Origin of the sequence: Labrenzia sp. THAF187b (genome assembly GCF_009363375.1) — a bacterium.
GTDB lineage: Bacteria > Pseudomonadota > Alphaproteobacteria > Rhizobiales > Stappiaceae > Roseibium > Roseibium algicola.
This window is the reverse complement of record NZ_CP045344.1, coordinates 5,909,588-5,928,067: the sequence shown is the minus strand read 5'-3', so window position 1 is coordinate 5,928,067 and position 18,480 is coordinate 5,909,588. Positions and strand designations below refer to the sequence as shown.

Here is an 18,480-nt window from a genome sequence, read left to right as displayed (position 1 = left end):
ATGCTGACAACGTCCGGACCTCGGCTCCAAGCCGGCTTATTCGGCCGCCTGGCCTGCCTGGCAGCGGGCCAGATGGGCACGCAGGGCAGCCGGTTTCAGGGGCTTGTTGAAGAAGGCGATGTCCTTTTCCTCGGCTTCCGTGCGCACAGGCCGGCTCCGGTCCGCGGTGATCAGGATCGCAGGGATCTGGCGACCGAATTTCCATCTCAGTTTCAAGATCGCCTCGATGCCGGTGCCATTGTCGAGGTGATAGTCCGCCAGTATGACGTCCGGCGTCAGGCCGGCTTTGCTGAGCTCGTTCGCTGCTTCCACGTCATCGGCAGCTGCAATCACCTTGCAGTTCCAGTTCGTCAGCAGGTGGCGCATGCCGCTCAGGATGTCCGGCTCGTTGTCGATGGCCACAACGCAAAGACCATCCAGCTGGCCAGCCATGGTTGGGGCCTGCGGAATGGGAAGGAGATCGGGCATGTCTGCGGAACGAGGCAATTCGACCGAGAAGCACGAGCCCTTGTTGGCTTCCGAGCGGAGTTGCACCGGGTGGTTCAGAACGTGGCTGATGCGCTCGACGATGGACAACCCGAGCCCCAATCCCTTGGCAACGCGCATGCCGTCATCCAGCCGGTGAAACTCCTGGAAAATCGCCTTCTGCTTGCCTTTCGGGATGCCCATGCCGGTGTCGTGAATTTCCACGACCACCCGATTGCCGCGTCGGCGGCATCCCACAAGGACGCGGCCCGACTGAGTGTATTTCAAGGCGTTTGAAACGAGGTTCTGCAGCAGGCGCCGCATAAGGCGTCTATCTGTCCGCACCGAAAGGGACGTCGGCACGATCCGCAGTTCCAACCCCTTTTCCTTGGCGACAGGCTGGAAATCGAGATCGATTCCGCGCAGCAGTTCGTCCAGCCGGAAGACAGTCGGTTCCGGTTTCAGGGCACCGGTGTCGAGCCTGGAAATATCGAGGACGGCGCCGAGAATGTCCTCGACCGATTCCAGTGCCATTTCCACATTGCGGACCAGCGAGCCGTCGTCGCCGTCCTTTAGCTTGTCGACCAGAACCGAGGCGTAAAGACGGGCGGCATTCAGAGGCTGCAGAATGTCATGACCGGCCGCTGCCAGGAAACGGGTCTTGCCGATGTTGGCTTCTTCCGCGGCGTGCGTGGCCTCCACCAGCCGTTCGTTGACGTGGGTGAGCTCTTCCGTGCGTTCCCTGACCCGGCGTTCCAGTGTTTCGTTGGCGCGGGCGAGAGCTTCTTCCGCCAGAACCCGCTCGGTGATGTCTGTATAGGTGGTCACGATGCCGCCGTCGGGCATCGGACTGATGCGGACTTCGAACACCGTTCCGCTTGATTCCAGTTTTTCCTGAAAGGTCTCCTGGATCAGCACCAGCTTCTCGATCCGGTCGGCGACGATCGCCTCCACAGGTCCGGGGCCATGCTCGCCCCGTTCCGCGTTGAAACGCAGGATCGCATCCAGTGTCGTGCCGACCTGACCATATTCGGCAGGCAGGCCCAGGAGATCGCGGAACTGCCTGTTCCAACAGATCAGACGCAGATCCCGGTCGAACACTCCGATGCCCTGACGCACCTGATCAAGTGCCGTCTGCAGCAGGTCGCGGTTGTACTGAATGGCGATGGAGGCGTCGTCGAGCAGCTTCACTGCGCCCTTGGTCGACGGGTCGTGCCTCTTGAGCATCAAGGTCAGCACAAGGCGCGACGAGGCCGCGCCAATGGCACTTGCCAGAAGCTGCTCGGAAAAGCGCAGCAGGTTGGCGTCGGCCAGTGTTTTCGGATCGAGTTCGATACCTCGTTCGCTCGCAAAACGGCGGAACGAACGGGCCGTACGTTCTTCGCCGAGATAGCGCGCGACGGTTGCCTGCAAGTCTCCGGCGGTAACGGACGTACGCCAGTAACGCAGGCTGGGGGAAGGCGCGAACTCGGCCGGTACGAAGACGTTTGCCTGAAGGGTTTCCGCGGGCAGAGGCTTTCTCAGGAAGGAGCCGCCTACAAACAGGACGATGTTGACGAATAGGCTCCACAGGGTGCCATGGATGAACGGATCCATGGTGATCCCGAGCAGGGCTTGCGGGTTCAGTTCGCTAATGCCGAACGGGCCGGTTTCCAAGAAACCGTCGGAAATCAGGCCGGATTTGGCGAAGGTCGGTAGCAGCAGTGTATAGGCCCAGAAGACAAACCCGCCGCTCAGCCCGGCGATGGCGCCCAAAGACGTGGCCCGACGCCAGAAGAGGGCGCCGACGAAAGCGGGAGCGAATTGCGCGATTGCGGCGAAGGACAGAAGCCCGATGGAGACGAGCGCCGCGGTATTGCCGGCCGCCTTGTAGTAGGCATAGGCCAGCAGCAGGATGCCGAAGATGGCGAGGCGGCGGATCGTAAGCAGCCGGTCGCTCATGTCCTGGCCGCCGATGTTGACGATGTCGTCCTCGCTGTGCCGGCGCAGCAGGAGCGGCACAACGATGTCGTTGGAAATCATGATGGCCAGCGCAACCGTCGCCACGATGACCATGGCCGTTGCCGCCGAAAGGCCTCCGATGAAGGCGAAGAGGGCAAGCCACGGGTGTCCGGCGTCTATGGGCAGGGCCAGAACGAAGGTATCCGGATTGACGTCCTGGCCGAAGCGCAGCAGGCCGGCAGCCGCAATCGGGATCACGAACAGGTTGATCAGCACCAGATAGAGCGGAAACATCCAGGTCGCGCGGCGCAGCTCGGCGTCTGAATTGTTCTCCGTCACCGTGACGTGGAACTGGCGCGGCAACAACAGCACCGCAAAGGCCGACAGGCACGACATGACGAGCCAGTTGCCGATGTTCAGCGGTTTTTCGAAAATCTGCGCGACTTCAGGCGCTTCCGAGATGGAACGGATCAGGTCGACCGGGCCGTCGAAAAGCGAGTAGGTGACCCAGAAGCCGACCGCGAGAAAGGCAATAAGCTTGACCACCGCCTCGGCTGCAATCGCCAGCATCAGCCCTTCCTGGTGCTCCGTCGCATCAATGTGTCTTGTCCCGAACGCCCAGCTGAAGATGGCCATGCCGAGGGCAATCAGCAGGGTGACGTCATCGAACACCGGCGTGAAGATGTCACCAGGGGAAATCAGCGGGCCGATCATGGTGGTGATCGACAGCGACACCGCTTTCAGCTGCAGGGCGATGTAGGGAATGACGCCAATGACCGCAATCAACGTGGCAAGTGCTGCGACCGACTGGCTCTTGCCGTATCGTGCGCCGATGAAATCGGCGATCGACGTGATGCTTTCTGTCTTGGAGATCTGGATAATCCGCTGCAGCAGCGGATAACCGAGCGCGAAAACAATCAAGGGGCCGATATAGATGGTCAGGAATTCGATGCCCGTCCGGCTGGCGTTGCCGACTGAGCCGTAGAAGGTCCAGGAAGTACAATAGACCGAGAGCGACAGGGCGTAGATGAAGGGGCGGCCGCCCGTACGCGACGAATACCGGCGCGGCATCCGGTCGCCGAAGCTGGCGATGGCGAACAAGCACAGGATGTAGGCCGTTGCGGCCAGTATCACGAGCCATCCATGCAGCATGATCTGGTAACCGTCCTCCCGAGCGGCATGGGTTCCGTCGGCCTCTTGTCGGGCCGGCTCGGACCTGTTTCCCGGCAACCCCTTACGCTGCCTTGTCCGATCCGACCACAGCCAAATCGATCTGTCTATTCGCCTTGCGACTGATCTGCTTTCAAGGCTTTCCCAAGGTATGTGAATTGATCACCTTCGGTGAAGTCTTCTTCACATCCTTTCATGGAACATTGGCAAGCAAACCCGATAAGGTGGCGCCAATTGACAATGAAGGACCTGCCACGTGACCAGCCTGATCGAGCGATTGAGCCCGGAAGCCAGAACCGCACCTGAAAGCGGTATCGTCGAAGTTTTCAATGCCGGTCGTGACCGGAAAGATCTGATCCCGCTCTGGGCAGGCGAAGGTGATCTGCCGACGCCAGAGTTCATCCGCACAGCCGCAAAAGCGTCACTCGACCGGGGCGAGACGTTCTACACCTACCAGCGGGGTATCCCGCAGCTGCGCGAGGCACTGGCGGCCTATCATCAGGATCTTTACGGCAAGCCTTTTTCGCCGGAACGATTCTATGTGACCGGATCGGGCATGCAGTCCATTCAGCTCGCCGTGCAGGCGGTTGCAGGAGCCGGGCGCGAAGTGATCGTGCCGACGCCGTCCTGGCCGAACATATCGGCTGCCATCGAAATTCACGGCGCGCGTTCGGTCAGTGTGCCGATGCGGGAGGAGGACGACGGCTGGCGACTGGCAATTGAGGACGTCGAAGCAGCGATCACGCCGAAGACGACCGCGCTCTTCCTGAACTCGCCCTGCAATCCGACCGGATGGGTTGCAAGCGAAGACCTCTTGAAGGCTTTTCTGGAGCTTGCGCGAAAGCATGACCTTTGGATTATCGCGGACGAAATCTATGCGCTGTTCTATTACGGGGAAGGGGAGCGCTCGCCCTCCTTCTACGATATCGCCGAGGAAGACGACCGCATCATCTTCGTGAATTCCATGTCCAAGAACTGGGCAATGACCGGGTGGCGGGTCGGCTGGATCTCGGCACCGCCGGAACTCGGCCAGGTGTTTGAAAACCTGATCCAGTATTCCACGTCGGGTGTTCCGTCCTTTTCGCAATGGGGCGCCGTTGCCGCCCTGACCGAAGGACGCACGTTCCTGCAGGAGCAGGTCGCACGTGCTCGCAAGGGGCGCGACTGTGTTCTCAAGGGATTGCAGGGTCTTAACCGCGTGAAGGTGCTGCCGCCCGACGGCGCGTTCTATCTCTTCTTTTCCATTGAGGGCGTCACGGACACACGCAACTTTGCGCTGGACCTTGTTCGCCAGACAGGTGTGGGTCTTGCACCGGGCACTGCGTTCGGCAAGGGCGGTGAACATCACCTAAGGTTATGCTATGCCCGGCGCGAGGATCACCTGGAAGAAGCAGTGCGTCGAATTAGCACTTGGATACCAGAGATTTAGAGCCCTGACGGGTTGCTGGCCTACGGGAAAACCCTTAAACCTAGACGGGACGAGAATTCCATTTGGGTGCGGGGACGGTGGGCGACGACGTTTTAGATCACGATGATGACAATGCAGCCGTAACGGAAGCGCGTCTTGCCAGTGTTTTCGATACCGCGGCCGACGGCATTGTCGTGATCAATGACCGTGCGCAGGTGCTGGCCTTCAACAAGGCCTGCGAACGTCTTTTCGGCTATGAAGCCGCGGACCTTCTGGGGCGCAATGTCAACAGGATCATGCCTGCGGAATATGCCAACGCGCATGATCACTACGTGAACAACTATCTCACCACCGGTCATAAGAAGATCATCGGTATCGGCCGCGAGGTCCAGGCCCGCCACAAGGACGGCACGGTCTTTCCCATCGAGCTGTCTGTCGGTGAGGCATGGACACCGGCCGGACGACAATTCATCGGCATCCTGCGCGACCTGCGCTCGCGCAGACAGATGGAAGACCGGTTGGCCAAGACCCAGGCACAGCTTCTTCACATGACGCGGATCAGCGCACTGGACGAAATGGGCGCGGCGATTGCGCATGAGCTCAACCAGCCGCTGACCGCAGTACTGCTCTACCTGCAATCCGTATCGCGCAAGACCCGTGCCGACAAATCCCTGGATCCCTTCATCATCGAGGTTATCGACAAGGCGGTACGCGAAGCCGAGCGGGCGGGAGAAATCATCCAGCGCATGCGTCAACTGGTGGAAAAGAAAACACCCAATCGCCAGACGATCGAAGTGCGGGACTTTGTCACCAGCTGCCTGGAAATGGCGGAACTCGGCAGCGGCAATGGCAGATCGATCATGAAGGCCGAGATCGCAAGAGGACTGCCGCCACTGATGGCCGACCCGGTGCAGATTCGGCAGATTCTCATCAACCTGCTGCGCAATGCGCGCGAAGCGGTCTGCGAACAGGCCGACCGCAAGGTGGTGCTGGCCGTATGCCGGAATGGAGATCGACTGGAATTTCGGGTTACGGACAACGGCCCGGGCGTTCCCGAAGAGCTGGTTGACAACCTGTTCCGGGCCTTTACGGGTGCCAAGCACAAGGGTGTTGGCCTGGGCTTGGCGATATCCCGTTCGATTGCTCAAAACCACGGTGGTGATTTGCGTTTGGAGAAGGGGGCAAACGGACGAGGCGCCTCCTTCGTGTTGTCCTTGCCAATAGACCCGCCCGAAGAAGATTTTGCAGAAAGAGCCGACACCAACGGTTCGAAAGAAATGAGCTGAGGAAGTGATGGACATGAAAGCTGACGCGGAGGCCATATACATCGTTGATGATGATCCGGCGGTGCGCGACGCGCTGTCGGTGCTTTTCAATATGGAAGGCTATGTGGTCGAAACCTTCTCGGATGGCGACACTTTCGTGCAGTCTGCAAGCAAGGCTGTTCCTGCCTGTGTCATGCTGGATGTCCATATGCCTGGGCGCTCCGGCATCGAGATTCTCAAGGCATTGAATGCCGAACACTATCCGGCGCCGATCTTCATCATTTCCGGCCAGGGCGACATTCCGATGGCTGTTGAAGCCATCCGCAACGGCGCCTTTGACTTCGTGGAGAAACCGTTTTCCGCTGAAACCGTGCTGGAGCGGGTGAAGGAAAGCATCGCCATCACCAAGCAGCGTCAGGACGAGGTCGTCACAGCCTCCTTCCAGGGAGCAGATCTGCTGACCCGCCGTGAGCTGGAAGTCCTGAAGGAAATCACCGACGGAGCTTCCAACAAGGAAGCCGGCCGCACTCTTGGAATCAGTCCGAGAACGGTGGAAGTGCACCGGGCGCGGATCATGGAAAAACTGGGTGCACGCAATGCGGCGGATCTCGTTCGCATTGTTCTGGGCCACTCCGCCTCGGGATAAACCGGGTTCAAGTGAACGGCTGGAATGCATTTCCGGATGACCGGCATGCCGAAACGTATTTCTGCGTACATCCGGCAAGCAAAATATCGCGTATGTATGATTGATCGTCTGCGTTGGGGGCAGGCTTTGAGGATCTACATTCGTGGTTGTTCACATTGTTGAAGATGATGAAGCAGTCGCCGATGCATTGGCGATTGCGCTCGAAGATCTCGATCATCATCCGATAACATACAAAGATGCTGAGAGTTTTTTCGCCGGCGGAATCCCCTCGTCGGACGATTGGGTGATCGTGGACATCGGCCTTCCCGACAGATGCGGTACGGATGTCGTTCGTGAACTCATGGGTCTGCCAACGCCTCCGAGCATCCTTGCCATTTCCGGCAAGTCTAGAGTGAACCTGTTGCAGCAAATTCGTGAGCTCCCGGGGCTCAAGATCCTGAGGAAACCGCTGTCGATAGACATGCTGACGGCGGCCATGGCTCAGAAGGCGATCGTCTGATCTCTCCTCCCCCTGAAGCAATTTCAGAAAATTGAGTGTTCCAGATTGAGGCGCTGCCAATTTTGGCGGCCGTTGGCTTCACGCGCGCGAAACGCGCATGCGGTTCTTGCCTGATTAGACCTTAGTCGGCTGCGTCGTTACGGCTCATATGTAGTTTATCTTACGCAGTCGACCGAATTACGTTGTGTGCACTCCGCGTTTTAGAGTGCATCCTGCAAGCTGCGGGGTGTCGGACGGGACACCTGCAAGCAGTGGTCGATTTTTCGAGCGGTGCGGAAATGGAAGCACCAAGGAATGGAGATCACCCGCTGACGTAGCAAATGAAGGCCGTGCCACAGGCACGAAGGAGGGACATATGGCTTATTTCGACGCGGGTACCCCCGGCCAGGGCGCAGCACCAAGAATGACAGGTGCTCCCATCTGCACACCCAGCAAGACATCGTTTTCGGAATTTGGCGGCAAGGCAGTCCAATACGACACCCATGCGGTGATCTATTACGAAGGCGATCCCGCAAAGCGGCTCTATGAGTTGGTGAAGGGCTCGGTGATGCTTTACAAGCTGCTGCCGGACGGACGCCGCCAGGTTGTCGAAGTCCTTCGTCCCGGTGACATTTTCGGTCTTGCCGGCAGTGACGAGAATGACTGCACCGCCGAAACGCTCACCAATGCCGAAATTCAGGAAATCGATCTGAAGCAGGTCGAACGTTCCGATGCGCTTCAGCGCACGCTCACCAGATGCCTGACCAACCAGATGCGCGTGCTGCACGAGCATGCGGTTCTGCTTGGCCGCAAGTCCGCCGTCGAACGGGTTGCAAGCTTTCTGATGCATCTCGTTCCGGACCGGGGTGGTGTCGGCTGCGTTGGGCCGATTGACGACAGCAACGACGGTTTCGACTTGAGACTGCACATGACCCGGCAGGAAATCGCCGACTATCTGGGTCTGACCATCGAGACTGTCAGCCGCGTTGTGTCCGATCTGAAACGCCGGGGCGTTATTCGCGTCGACCGCGCCGACCAGATCCATCTCAACAAGGTCTGCAGCCTCTGTCAGATGACAGGTATGCACTGATCCGTTGCTTGATAGTCGACCTGGAAAGGGCTGCGATTTTCGCGGCCCATTTTTGTTGTCGGTCTTCGGTGATCCGTAACTTGGCAAGTACGGAAAACCATCCGAGGTTTCGCCTCGGGGCAATTTCTTCAAACCGCGGCAGAATGCCGGGCCTTGCCACTTGCCTGGCTCGCCGCCAGGTAGGCGTCAAAGGCGGCCGCTGCGAGACGTACGTAAGGCCGTCCGGCCTCAGTCACTTCAACCCTTGCAGTTTCATTGCCCACTTCCAGATGGACCAGGCCGTCGGCGGCCAGATCCTGCAAGGCATCGAAGGCATCGTTCAAGTGGCTTGTCGGCAGGCCGAAAGCGCGGCAGGCCGGTACGAGATCGCAGGCATAGTTGGTCATCAGTTCTTCGATGATCCGCGCCCGCAAACGGTCGTCGGCAGAAAGCGCCAAACCTTTGGATACCGGCAATTCGCTCGCCATGATTGCCCGGCGCCAGTTGCCGACATCAGACATGTTCTGAACATAACCGGCAGACAGACGTCCGATGGAGGAGACGCCGAAGCCAACGAGTTGTTCGCCCTGGTCCGTCGTATAACCCTGGAAATTCCGCTTCAGGGAGCCGTCCGAAAGTGCGATGGCCATGCTGTCGTCCGGCCGGGCAAAATGATCAAGCCCGATGGCGACATAACCGGCCTTGAGCAGTTCCGCGCGGGCGAGGTCCGCAAGGGCCAGCCGTTCGGCGGCGTTCGGCAAGGTGCTTTCGTCAATCAGGCGCTGGTGCTTGCGCATCCAGGGCACATGGGCATAGCCGAAAAGGGCAATGCGCCCGGGCGCCAGCGACAGCGTTTTTTCCACCGTATCGAGTATCGTCTCCGGCGACTGGCCGGGCAATCCGTACATCAGGTCGAAATTGAGCGCGGTGACACCGGCTGCTGTCAGAAACTCTACGGCCTGTTTGACGACCCTGTAGGGCTGAAGACGGCCGATGGCCTTTTGAACGTCGGGATCAAAGTCCTGAACGCCAAGGCTGGCCCGGTTCACTCCGATGATGGCCAGCGTCTCGGCGAGCTGTTCCGTAACAAGCCTCGGATCGAGTTCGATGGCATGTTCCAGGTCCGGTGCAAGGTCGAAAGCGACACGCATCAGGCCGGTGAGGTCGATCAGGCTCTGCCGTGGCAGAAGGCTGGGCGTACCGCCACCCCAGTGAATGTGGCGGACAGGACCGGCATTCGGCATGTGCCCGGCAACCAGATTGATTTCCTGGCCGAGTGTCGCTGCATAGGCCTTGAGCGGCGCATCCTGACGGGTCGCCTTGGTATGGCAGCCGCAATAATGGCAGAGCTCACGGCAATAAGGGACATGCAGGTACAGCGAAAGCGAATCCTGCGGCGAAAGCGCCTTGAGCCAGTCCGCATAAACTCCGGCCGTTACGCCGTCATGAAAATGCGGTGCTGTCGGATAACTTGTATAACGCGGTACGTTGCGCATGGCGTAGGAGAGCGGATCTTTCATCATGTGTCGATCTATCCGTCCTTCGCCCGGTCGTGCCTTGATATCGCTCAAGTCCAGCCGTTTGAAAGGCACGCAATTCGATGGAGAGCTTTGGGGTGACCGATTTGCTTGTTGCAACTGAACCGACCCGGAAACCTGAGGGGCTGGAGTGCTATCGCCTGCACGGTTCGCCTGACAGCGCCAATTTCATTGTCAGGATGATACTGGAAGAACTGGGCCTGCCCTATGACTACGTGGCTGTTGACAGGTTGATCTCCGAACAGAATTCGGAAGCATATCGGCGGCTCAATCCCCAAGGTTTGATCCCGGTTCTGGAAGTGCCGGGTCAGGATGCCCCCATGTTCGAAACCGCCGCGATCGCCTTGCATCTGGCAGATGCGCACGGCTGTCTGGCTCCGACGCCCGCCTCTCCACAGCGCGGCCGCTTCCTGAAATGGCTGTTTTTTCTCTCAAACACCCTGCATTCCGATCTTCGGATCTCCTTCAAGCCGGAAAGATATGTTCGCGAACCGGAGACGGCCTTGAGCCTTCACGCTGGACTGACCCGCCGGATTGCCGGCAGTTTCGCACATCTGGAAACTGAACTTGCCAGTTGGAGCGGACCATTTCTTCTGGGGCAGGACCTTTCCATCCTCGACCACTATCTTGCTGCCTGTGCCAGGTGGGCGCAGATCTATCGTAATGAGGGCAAGTGGTCCCTGGCGGCGACGCCCCACCTGCGCGCCCTGTGCGAACGGCTGGAAATGCGCCCGGCAATACACAGGGCCTGTGAACTGGAAGGAATTGAGGGTAAACCTTTCACAGAGCCCCGTCCTGTTCAGTTGCCGGGGACAACCGCCTGATAAAATACAGGCCGTACATGTTGATCCATGCAATCAACCATGCGCTGGCCGATCAATCCATTTATAGCTCAAGGAGCCATTCCAAGCTCAACGGTTCCCGATGCCTGCCAATTCGTTTCAATCTACCGCCGGAAGACTTGCGGTCACACTTCTCATTGCCGCTGCCGGAGGAGCAACATTCAACCTGTTCGGGCTTCCCGCGGCCTGGCTGTCGGGCGCCATGGTCTTTGTTGCCATCGCGACGCTGGCGCAAGTGCCGACGCTCATGCCGGTCCCGCTGCGAGACGCGCTCTTCGTCATGATCGGCATCTCCATGGGGGCGGGTGTTCATCCCGATATCGTTGACCGGGTGGCGGAGTGGCCGGTGTCCATGGCCATGCTGATCGCTGTCATGGTGGCCGTCACGTTCGCGGGCTACGCGGTTCTGCACTACGGGGCAAAATGGTCGAGGGAAACGGCCTATTTCGGCGCCATTCCCGGTGCGCTTTCCTATGTCATAGCCCTTGCCACCGAACGAGGGGCAGACCTTCCCCGCATCGCTTCCAGCCAGTCCTTGCGCCTGTTCGTTCTGGTGGCGGTGCTGCCATTCGCCGTTGTGTCCTCCGCAGAACCGGCGGGCGGTGGCAGCGGCACGATTTATGTCTCCGGTCTCAAGGACTTCCTGATCGGGATACCGCTCTGCCTCGCGGCAAGCTGGCTTGCCATCAAGGTCAGAGTGCCGGGGGGCGGCCTGACGGGTGCGTTTTTCATGAGTGCGGGCCTCAATGCGTCCGGCCTCTTGGTCCTTGTGCTGCCGGGCTACATCGTGCTGCCGTGTTTTGTCATGATGGGCGCTCACATCGGTTGCCGCTTTGCGTCCATGACACTGCGCCAGTTTCTCAGCGTGCTCGGCGCATCGATGGCCGCCTTTGCGGCAGCGTTCCTGACCTCGCTCGCCGGGGCGTGGATCGTTGCCGAACTGGTGGATATTCCCTTTGGCCAGGCCCTGCTTGCCTATGCGCCGGGCGGACTTGAGGTGATGACGCTGCTCGCATTCATGCTGGATCTCGACCCGGCCTTTGTGGCTGCGCACCAGATCGCCCGCTTTACCGGAATGGTGCTGCTGCTGCCTTTCATCACCGGACTTGTTCTGGGGCGTCGAAGCAACTGATCCTGTTCAGCTATCCAGGGCTTCAAGCCAGTCTGTCTGCAGCGGCGACAAGGTGTTTCTGGAGCGCCTGTGCCGGAAACGCGCAGCACTGAGGATCTTCGCAGCAGCTCTGTAAGCTGGCAGCATGTCGCCTTCCGAAACATTGCCAATGCCGGGACATCTTCCGGCTTGAACCATTAGCCCGTCACCGACAGGCAAGACCTTAACCAGGGGGGCTGCTTCCAATCGCGCGCAGATTTCGTCCCGGTTGCCGGCAAGCTGCAATGTGTCTGCACGCAAGAAATTCAGCCATTGGACACGCTTCATCATAGCGGTCATGTCGTAGTCGCCATGCCTGTAGCACAACAGTTGCACTCCAAGACCGGGGATGCCGTCGTAATCAAGACCTGGGTGGTTGAGAATTAACTTTGCTACATGACATTCCATCGTTTTCTGGTGTCTGGAATCATAAACTTCCGAATATGTTTCCAGCCGGTACCCTGCATGCCCACCGACAAAAGAGCCGTCGCGGACACACTTAAGGCCGAGAACCCAGTCCTTGAAACGTGCCGGTTTGGCAATGGGATGGTCGAGTGGAAAGGTCGCCGTTACAATGCTGATTGGAGGCGAGAAGGCGATGTCTGTTTTTTCTAGCGCCATTCTACGAGACCGCCTCAGTTCGCGATCTTGTTCGGTAACTGCCCAGTTTTCCTTAGGATTAAATACGAGTGTTAAGCGCGCAGCGGAACACCCCTTGTCCTGGTTATGGCTCCGCATGCTGAAATAGTGCGTAGGGTGCTTTTCGAAGGAAATGTTCTCGAACATCCGCTGGATCTTTGTTTCGGTTCGAGCGGTGATTTTTGTGTAACGCGCGCCCCAGCTCAAATGGCTCAACAAGTCTCCAAGCGCTTCCCGGGACCGGTCGATAAAGTCTTTCAAACCTTCATAGGGCGCATATCGAAAATAGAAGGTGCAGTGCATGCATCCTGTCGCCAGCGTCTTGCCGTCTTGTTCACAAAGAAGCGCTGCATGAATATTGGATGGCGATAACTGCATGATTGGAAATTCCCTTGAACCGAAGACCTGAAAAACAGTCTGGAAAGTGCGGGAAGTTCTCAAAATTGCAACTGAAGGAAGTGATTTCCTCTATGTCAGGAGACACGTGCTGACATTGTCAGCGGGGGCAAAGGAACAGCCGGTTCCTGAGGGGAACAGGAGACCGGCTGTTGAGGCTCGCTGCAGGCTGTAGCCCTTATGTTACGAGCGGATGAAGTGGAGCGTGTTGAAACTCTGGCGCCATTTGGCCACGCGTCCAGCCATCGCTGCCGGATCGTTCGATCGCAGCGCTTCGGCTATCAGGGTGGCCAGTTCTGGCATGTCGACTGTCGTCATGCCCCAACGGACCAGTTCCGGTGTTCCGAACCTCAGGCCGTTCATGTCACCGGCGACGGGCGCTATCGGCAGTCCGATTCCGCATGCCAGAAACCCTGCCTGGCGAAGCTTCTTTGAAGCTGCCTGACCGCCGCCGAGGGCTGCCGCTTCCAGGGCAAACTGATGTGAAGCGGTTGTTCCCTTGGCGGTTGAGAACACCGGCATTCCCTCTGCTTCGAGAGCAGCGGCGAGCGCACCGGCGCTGGCGGCCATTTCGGCAGCGTAGGCCTTGCCGAAATCGCGCCAATCCAGAAGGGTGATGGCGAGCGCTGCAGACTTTGCAACGTCAAAATTGGCCGTCAGTCCCGGAAAGGCAATCTTGTCGAGCTTGCGGGCAAGATCCTGATCATTGCTGACGATCAGCCCGCCAGCGGGACCACCCAGGCTCTTGTAGGTGCTCATGGTCATGAGATGTGCGCCTTCCGACAGCGGGTCGGAAAAGACGCCACCGGCAATCATGCCGCACTGATGGGCTGCATCGAACAGGACAAAGGCGCCGACTTCATCGGCAATGGCCCGAATTTCTTTCACCGGGTGCGGGAACAGGTTGAGGCTCATGCCGATGGTAATCAGCTTCGGCCGGACCTTCAGGGCCAGGGCGCGCAGACCTTCCAGATCGATCGTGTAGCCGTCGGCATCGACCGGTGCTTCGTGGATATCCAGGCCATAAAGACCGGCACAGCCAGGAGCATGGTGAGTGACGTGGCCACCGACGGACGCGGGCGGTGCGATGATGGCGTCGCCCGGCCTTGTGGTCGCCATGAACGCATAAAGATTTGCCAGCGCGCCCGAGGCGACCCGGATTTCCGCATAAGCCGACTGGAAGATCTCGCAGGCAAGGTTAGCTGCAATCACCTCGATTTCCTCGATGGCTTCGAGGCCCATCTCATGTTTGTCACCCGGGTAGCCGAGCGAGGGGCGGGACCCCATGCCGCTTGCCAGCAAGGCTTCGGCGCGCGGGTTCATCACGTTGGTCGCGGGGTTGAGGTTGAAACAGTCTTTCTCGTGGATGGTCCTGTTGGCCTCGGCCAGCGCTTCGATGCGCGCGGCAATTGCTTCGGATCCGAGAGGCGAAGTTACCTGGGTGATCTCGTCGATACGGGTGGCAGCCACAGCGGGGAGCCAAGGGCATTTGTCTTGCGCGGTCATGTCGGAACTCCGGTTCTATTTGGACAAAGTGTCCATCTCCGCTTGTGTTCGCGCAAATCAGATTTTAGAAATTCAAGGGCTAGAAAAAATAGGCCTTAAAGATGTCGGTAGCTCCTCCTGTTCCCAGACTGCCTTCGCTGAACGCACTGAGAGCGTTCGAAGCGTCCGCGCGCCTCGGCGGGTTTGCACAGGCCGCGGCGGAACTGCAGGTTACACCCGGAGCCGTGGCGGCGCAGATCAAGGCGCTGGAACAGGAGGTCGGTGCGGCCCTGTTCGTGCGGCATGCCAAGGGGGTCCGCCTGACGGCCACAGGTCAGAGGGCACTGCCGGGTTTTGTCGCCGCATTCGACCAGCTAGGATCTGCGGTGCGCGACCTGAGGCGTGATGCTGCACCCGGCAGGATACACATCGCGGCCCTGCCGGCGCTGGCGCAGCTTTGGCTGGCCCCCAGACTGCCGCAGCTACGCGAGAAGTTGCCGGAGATCGACATTTCGGTCACAGCCCTTGAAACACCGCCGAACCTGAAACGGGTGCCATTCGATCTCTGCCTGTTCTACTGCGACAGCCTTCCAGACAACGGGATCGCGTTTTCGGGAGACGAATTGCTGCCGGTCTGCACACCGGCGCTTGCAAAGGCACTCAAGCAGCCTGGTGATCTGAAAGAGGCGGTTTGTCTGACGGACACGGCCTGGGCAGACGATTGGCGGATATGGGCGGATGAAGCTATGCCGGGCGAGGGGTTTGCACCACGCGGACCTGTCTTCTCGCTTTATGCTCTTGCGGTCGAAGAAGCACTGAACGGCGCAGGCGTTCTGATGGCGCACCGCTCACTTGTCGCAGATCAGCTTGCCGCCGGCACCCTGGTGGCGCCTCTTGCGGCAGTCGTCCCGCTAAAGCGTCAGATCTGCCTGTGGACCCTCCCGGCAAGCCGGGGCAAAGGTGCGGCCGGTCAGGTGCTGCAGGCCTTGCGTCAGATGGGCTAGGTGTCTGGAAGGTTGTTCTCGTTTCAAGTGCGCCGGGTCTTCGCCTTGTTGCCGCGCCACAGGATGAACAGTCCCGATCCGACGATGACGGTGCAGCCGACCAGCATCTGCGCGTCGATCCGCTCGTTGAACCAGACGGCGCCGAGCAGCACGCCGAACAGCAGCCGCGAATAGCGGAACGGTGTGACTGTGGCGATTTCGCCGGTGCGCATGGCCTTCATCAGGGCGCTATAGGCAAAGACACCACAGAAGACTGCGGTTCCAAGGGCGAGAAGGGAGGTTGTGTCGGGCACCACGAAGGCGGACCTGTCCCAAAGACCATAGACAAGACCGGCGATAATGATCGTCAGGAAACCGTAGAACCCGAGGATATTGGTGCTGAGGGTTGCCGGAGCAGCGCGGCTGGCAAGGTCGCGGCCGGAGAAGCCGAGCATGCCGATGACGGCCAGGATCGAAAGCAAAGAAAAGCTGTCGCTGGTCGGTCGGAGCACGATCAGGACGCCCACAAGGCCAATAAAGATTGCTGTCCACCTGCGCCACCCGACCTTTTCGCCAAAAAACAGGGAAGCGCCCAGCACCACGAATATCGGTGTTGCCTGAAGAATGGCGGTGGTCGAGGAGAGCGGCGTCAGGGCCAATGCCAGAACATAGAACAGCCGGCCGACCAGTTCGAAGGCGAAGCGAACTCGCATGACAGGCGAGAAAACATCCCGGTTGAGAACTTTCTCGCCTGTGATTGTGGCAAGGCCGAAAAAGGCAATCGTTCCACCGACGCCGAACAGCACCAGGATTTCCGCCACGGGCAACTGTGCGGCAGCCTGCTTCACGAAGGCATCTTCCAATGCGAAGGCGGCCATCGCAGCCACCATCCAGAGGCTGCCGATGATATTGGGATGGAGGCTTGCGCCATTTTGAGATGCAGCGTTCAAGGGAGGGGTCCCGTGTCGAGGTGGAAGGTCGTCAGCGGCAGATCAGGGGCCATCGGACGGGCCAGAAGGCAACGCCTTTCAGCGGAGGGAAGAACGGCGTAACACGTTTCCCGATCCTTGGCTTCGGAAAACCGCAAGACCGGCGGATGAGCAAGGGTGCCAGGACATTGTCGCAAACCGGCCTACGTCCTTCAGGCAGGCGTCACATCCCTTTCACGGCGTGCCTTCATCTTGCCCGCGACAATTTACGCAATGCAATCTGACCTTTGGAGGCTGTTCCGACATCGCCAATTGCTGGCATGTTGATATGAATCAACGCGGCATTTTCAGACTCGTGTGCATGGTCGTGCCATCGTTGGCACCTTGTAACGATTTCAAGACTGGGGCGCTAAAATGGCACAAAACAAGGCCAAAATGATCTCGCTCGAGGAAGGCGGCTTCGCCATCTTCCTTGTGCTGCTTGCGTTTGCCTGCATCATCGTGGCAGGCAAGACATTCGATCAGGTCATGGCATTCCACGCTGGCATAGGCGCATTGTTCGCCGCCGTCAGCGTGTTTCTGATTTTCAAGAACTACTTCGATGACGGCGGGGAAGTGATCCCGGCCGAAATCGACGGCAAACCAAACTACAACATCGGACCGATCAAATTCGGTGCGGTTGCGGCAATGTTCTGGGGCATTGCTGGTTTCACGGTCGGTTTGATCATCGCTCTTCAACTGGCCTGGCCAGCGTTGAACTTTGATTTGCCGTGGACCAATTTCGGGCGCCTGCGCCCGCTGCACACCTCCGCGGTGATTTTCGCCTTCGGCGGCAACGTGCTGCTGGCAACGTCCATGTATGTGGTCCAGCGCACCTGTCGTGTGCGCATGCCCGGCCAGATCCTGCCCTGGTTCGTTATCCTGGGTTACAACGCCTTCATCGTGATCGCGGGAACGGGTTATCTTCTCGGCGCGACGCAGAGCAAGGAATATGCCGAGCCGGAATGGTATGCCGACTTGTGGCTGACCATCGTCTGGGTGGCCTACCTGCTGCTGTTCCTGGGCACGCTCTGGAAGCGCAAGGAACCGCATATCTACGTGGCCAACTGGTTTTATCTGGCGTTCATCGTCACGATTGCCATGCTGCACATCACCAACAACCTGACCATTCCGGTCTCGATCTACTCGACCAAATCCTACATCGTCTGGTCGGGCGTTCAGGACGCCATGGTGCAGTGGTGGTACGGCCACAACGCGGTGGGCTTCTTCCTGACCGCCGGCTTCCTTGCCATCATGTACTACTTCATCCCGAAGCGTGCGGAGCGGCCGGTCTATTCCTACCGTCTTTCCATCGTGCACTTCTGGGCGCTGATCTTCATCTACATCTGGGCAGGTCCGCACCACCTTCACTACACGGCGCTGCCGCAGTGGGCGTCTACGCTGGGTGCAACCTTCTCCATCATCCTGTGGATGCCGTCCTGGGGTGGCATGATCAACGGCCTGATGACGCTTTCGGGTGCATGGGACAAGCTGCGGACCGACCCGGTTCTGCGCATGATGGTGGTTTCGGTCGCCTTCTACGGCATGTCCACCTTTGAAGGTCCACTGATGTCGCTGCGCTCGGTCAACTCCCTGTCGCATTACACCGACTGGACCATCGGTCACGTGCACTCCGGTGCCCTGGGCTGGGTTGGCTACATCTCGTTCGGCGCGATCTACTGCCTGATCCCGTGGCTATGGAACAAGCGTCAGCTGTATTCGCTGAAGCTCGTGAACCTGCACTTCTGGCTGTCCACGATCGGTATCGTTCTCTACATCACCGCGATGTGGGTGTCCGGTATCATGCAGGGCCTGATGTGGCGCGCCTACGATCAGCTCGGCTTCCTGGAGTACTCCTTCGTGGAAACCGTCGAGGCGATGCATCCCTTCTACATCATCCGTGCTCTTGGCGGTGCGCTCTTCGTGCTCGGCGCCGTGATCATGGCCTACAATCTCTGGATGACCGTCCGTCACGGCGAGGCTGAAGAAGCCGATGCCACGCGGGCTGGCTCCCTGGCTCCGGCCGAATAAGGGAGG

At 59.1% G+C, this 18,480-nt stretch carries 14 protein-coding genes; 9 read left to right on the top strand and 5 right to left on the bottom strand.

The genetic code is table 11. The annotated features are described in order from the left end of the window. Nucleotides 1–36: 36 nt before the first annotated feature. Nucleotides 37–3,558 carry a PAS domain-containing hybrid sensor histidine kinase/response regulator gene (locus FIV03_RS27205; protein ID WP_152511670.1) on the bottom strand — a complete coding sequence of 1,174 codons (3,522 nt, stop codon included), beginning with the start codon at nucleotides 3,556–3,558 and terminating at the stop codon, nucleotides 37–39. 274 nt (nucleotides 3,559–3,832) lie between these two features. On the opposite strand from FIV03_RS27205, the gene FIV03_RS27200 reads away from it, so the two are divergent. From FIV03_RS27200 to FIV03_RS27180, 5 genes are all read left to right on the top strand, one after another. After that, nucleotides 3,833–5,005, top strand: a complete 1,173-nt coding sequence (locus tag FIV03_RS27200; RefSeq protein ID WP_152511669.1) for a pyridoxal phosphate-dependent aminotransferase — start codon at nucleotides 3,833–3,835, stop codon at nucleotides 5,003–5,005. Nucleotides 5,006–5,082: 77 nt separating this feature from the next. Then, nucleotides 5,083–6,270, top strand: a complete 1,188-nt coding sequence (locus FIV03_RS27195; RefSeq protein WP_152511668.1) for a PAS domain S-box protein — start codon at nucleotides 5,083–5,085, stop codon at nucleotides 6,268–6,270. Nucleotides 6,271–6,277: 7 nt separating this feature from the next. After that, nucleotides 6,278–6,895 carry a response regulator gene (locus FIV03_RS27190; RefSeq protein ID WP_023001753.1) on the top strand — a complete coding sequence of 206 codons (618 nt, stop codon included), beginning with the start codon at nucleotides 6,278–6,280 and terminating at the stop codon, nucleotides 6,893–6,895. A 142-nt stretch (nucleotides 6,896–7,037) separates the two neighbouring features. Then, on the top strand, nucleotides 7,038–7,394 hold the full coding sequence (locus tag FIV03_RS27185; RefSeq protein WP_152511667.1) for a response regulator: 357 nt from the start codon (nucleotides 7,038–7,040) through the stop codon (nucleotides 7,392–7,394). Nucleotides 7,395–7,749: 355 nt separating this feature from the next. Next, nucleotides 7,750–8,463, top strand: coding sequence for a helix-turn-helix domain-containing protein (locus FIV03_RS27180; RefSeq protein WP_209009805.1), 714 nt, complete (start codon nucleotides 7,750–7,752; stop codon nucleotides 8,461–8,463). Between the two features lie 128 nt (nucleotides 8,464–8,591). Here the strand turns inward: FIV03_RS27180 and hemN are convergent, their stop codons facing one another. Next, nucleotides 8,592–9,965 (bottom strand): oxygen-independent coproporphyrinogen III oxidase, encoded by a 1,374-nt coding sequence (hemN, locus tag FIV03_RS27175; protein ID WP_152511666.1) that lies wholly within the window; start codon nucleotides 9,963–9,965, stop codon nucleotides 8,592–8,594. Nucleotides 9,966–10,057: 92 nt separating this feature from the next. On the opposite strand from hemN, the gene FIV03_RS27170 reads away from it, so the two are divergent. Together FIV03_RS27170 and FIV03_RS27165 are read left to right on the top strand one after the other, a co-directional pair. Further along, nucleotides 10,058–10,804, top strand: a complete 747-nt coding sequence (locus tag FIV03_RS27170) for a glutathione S-transferase family protein (RefSeq protein WP_209009804.1) — start codon at nucleotides 10,058–10,060, stop codon at nucleotides 10,802–10,804. A gap of 100 nt (nucleotides 10,805–10,904) precedes the next feature. Then, the gene (locus tag FIV03_RS27165) at nucleotides 10,905–11,954 is read left to right on the top strand and encodes an AbrB family transcriptional regulator (RefSeq protein ID WP_152511664.1); all 1,050 of its coding nucleotides are present in this window, start codon (nucleotides 10,905–10,907) and stop codon (nucleotides 11,952–11,954) included. Between the two features lie 6 nt (nucleotides 11,955–11,960). On the opposite strand, the gene FIV03_RS27160 is transcribed toward FIV03_RS27165, so the two are convergent. Both FIV03_RS27160 and FIV03_RS27155 read right to left on the bottom strand, forming a co-directional pair. Further along, nucleotides 11,961–12,989, bottom strand: coding sequence for a type VI immunity family protein (locus FIV03_RS27160; RefSeq protein WP_152511663.1), 1,029 nt, complete (start codon nucleotides 12,987–12,989; stop codon nucleotides 11,961–11,963). Nucleotides 12,990–13,190: 201 nt separating this feature from the next. Further along, nucleotides 13,191–14,513 carry an aminotransferase class I/II-fold pyridoxal phosphate-dependent enzyme gene (locus FIV03_RS27155; RefSeq protein ID WP_152511662.1) on the bottom strand — a complete coding sequence of 441 codons (1,323 nt, stop codon included), beginning with the start codon at nucleotides 14,511–14,513 and terminating at the stop codon, nucleotides 13,191–13,193. Between the two features lie 101 nt (nucleotides 14,514–14,614). On the opposite strand from FIV03_RS27155, the gene FIV03_RS27150 reads away from it, so the two are divergent. Beyond that, complete coding sequence (locus FIV03_RS27150) at nucleotides 14,615–15,496, top strand: LysR family transcriptional regulator (RefSeq protein ID WP_152511661.1); 882 nt, start codon at nucleotides 14,615–14,617, stop codon at nucleotides 15,494–15,496. A 23-nt stretch (nucleotides 15,497–15,519) separates the two neighbouring features. Here FIV03_RS27150 and FIV03_RS27145 read toward each other — a convergent pair whose 3' ends face one another. After that, nucleotides 15,520–16,425, bottom strand: coding sequence for a DMT family transporter (locus FIV03_RS27145; protein ID WP_286202238.1), 906 nt, complete (start codon nucleotides 16,423–16,425; stop codon nucleotides 15,520–15,522). A 393-nt stretch (nucleotides 16,426–16,818) separates the two neighbouring features. Here FIV03_RS27145 and ccoN point away from each other — a divergent pair, with 393 nt between their 5' ends. Next, nucleotides 16,819–18,474 carry a cytochrome-c oxidase, cbb3-type subunit I gene (gene ccoN / locus FIV03_RS27140; RefSeq protein WP_152511660.1) on the top strand — a complete coding sequence of 552 codons (1,656 nt, stop codon included), beginning with the start codon at nucleotides 16,819–16,821 and terminating at the stop codon, nucleotides 18,472–18,474. Nucleotides 18,475–18,480 lie beyond the last annotated feature (6 nt).

Bases quoted from the DNA above. Each gene is read 5' to 3' on its own strand.
- FIV03_RS27160 (WP_152511663.1), bottom strand. From the start codon at position 12,989: ATGCAGTTATCGCCATCCAATATTCATGCAGCGCTTCTTTGTGAACAA.
- FIV03_RS27180 (WP_209009805.1), top strand. From the start codon at position 7,750: ATGGCTTATTTCGACGCGGGTACCCCCGGCCAGGGCGCAGCACCAAGA.
- FIV03_RS27165 (WP_152511664.1), top strand. From the start codon at position 10,905: ATGCCTGCCAATTCGTTTCAATCTACCGCCGGAAGACTTGCGGTCACA.
- ccoN (WP_152511660.1), top strand. From the start codon at position 16,819: ATGGCACAAAACAAGGCCAAAATGATCTCGCTCGAGGAAGGCGGCTTC.
- FIV03_RS27155 (WP_152511662.1), bottom strand. From the start codon at position 14,513: ATGACCGCGCAAGACAAATGCCCTTGGCTCCCCGCTGTGGCTGCCACC.
- FIV03_RS27190 (WP_023001753.1), top strand. From the start codon at position 6,278: ATGGACATGAAAGCTGACGCGGAGGCCATATACATCGTTGATGATGAT.
- FIV03_RS27205 (WP_152511670.1), bottom strand. From the start codon at position 3,558: ATGCTGCATGGATGGCTCGTGATACTGGCCGCAACGGCCTACATCCTG.
- FIV03_RS27150 (WP_152511661.1), top strand. From the start codon at position 14,615: ATGTCGGTAGCTCCTCCTGTTCCCAGACTGCCTTCGCTGAACGCACTG.
- hemN (WP_152511666.1), bottom strand. From the start codon at position 9,965: ATGATGAAAGATCCGCTCTCCTACGCCATGCGCAACGTACCGCGTTAT.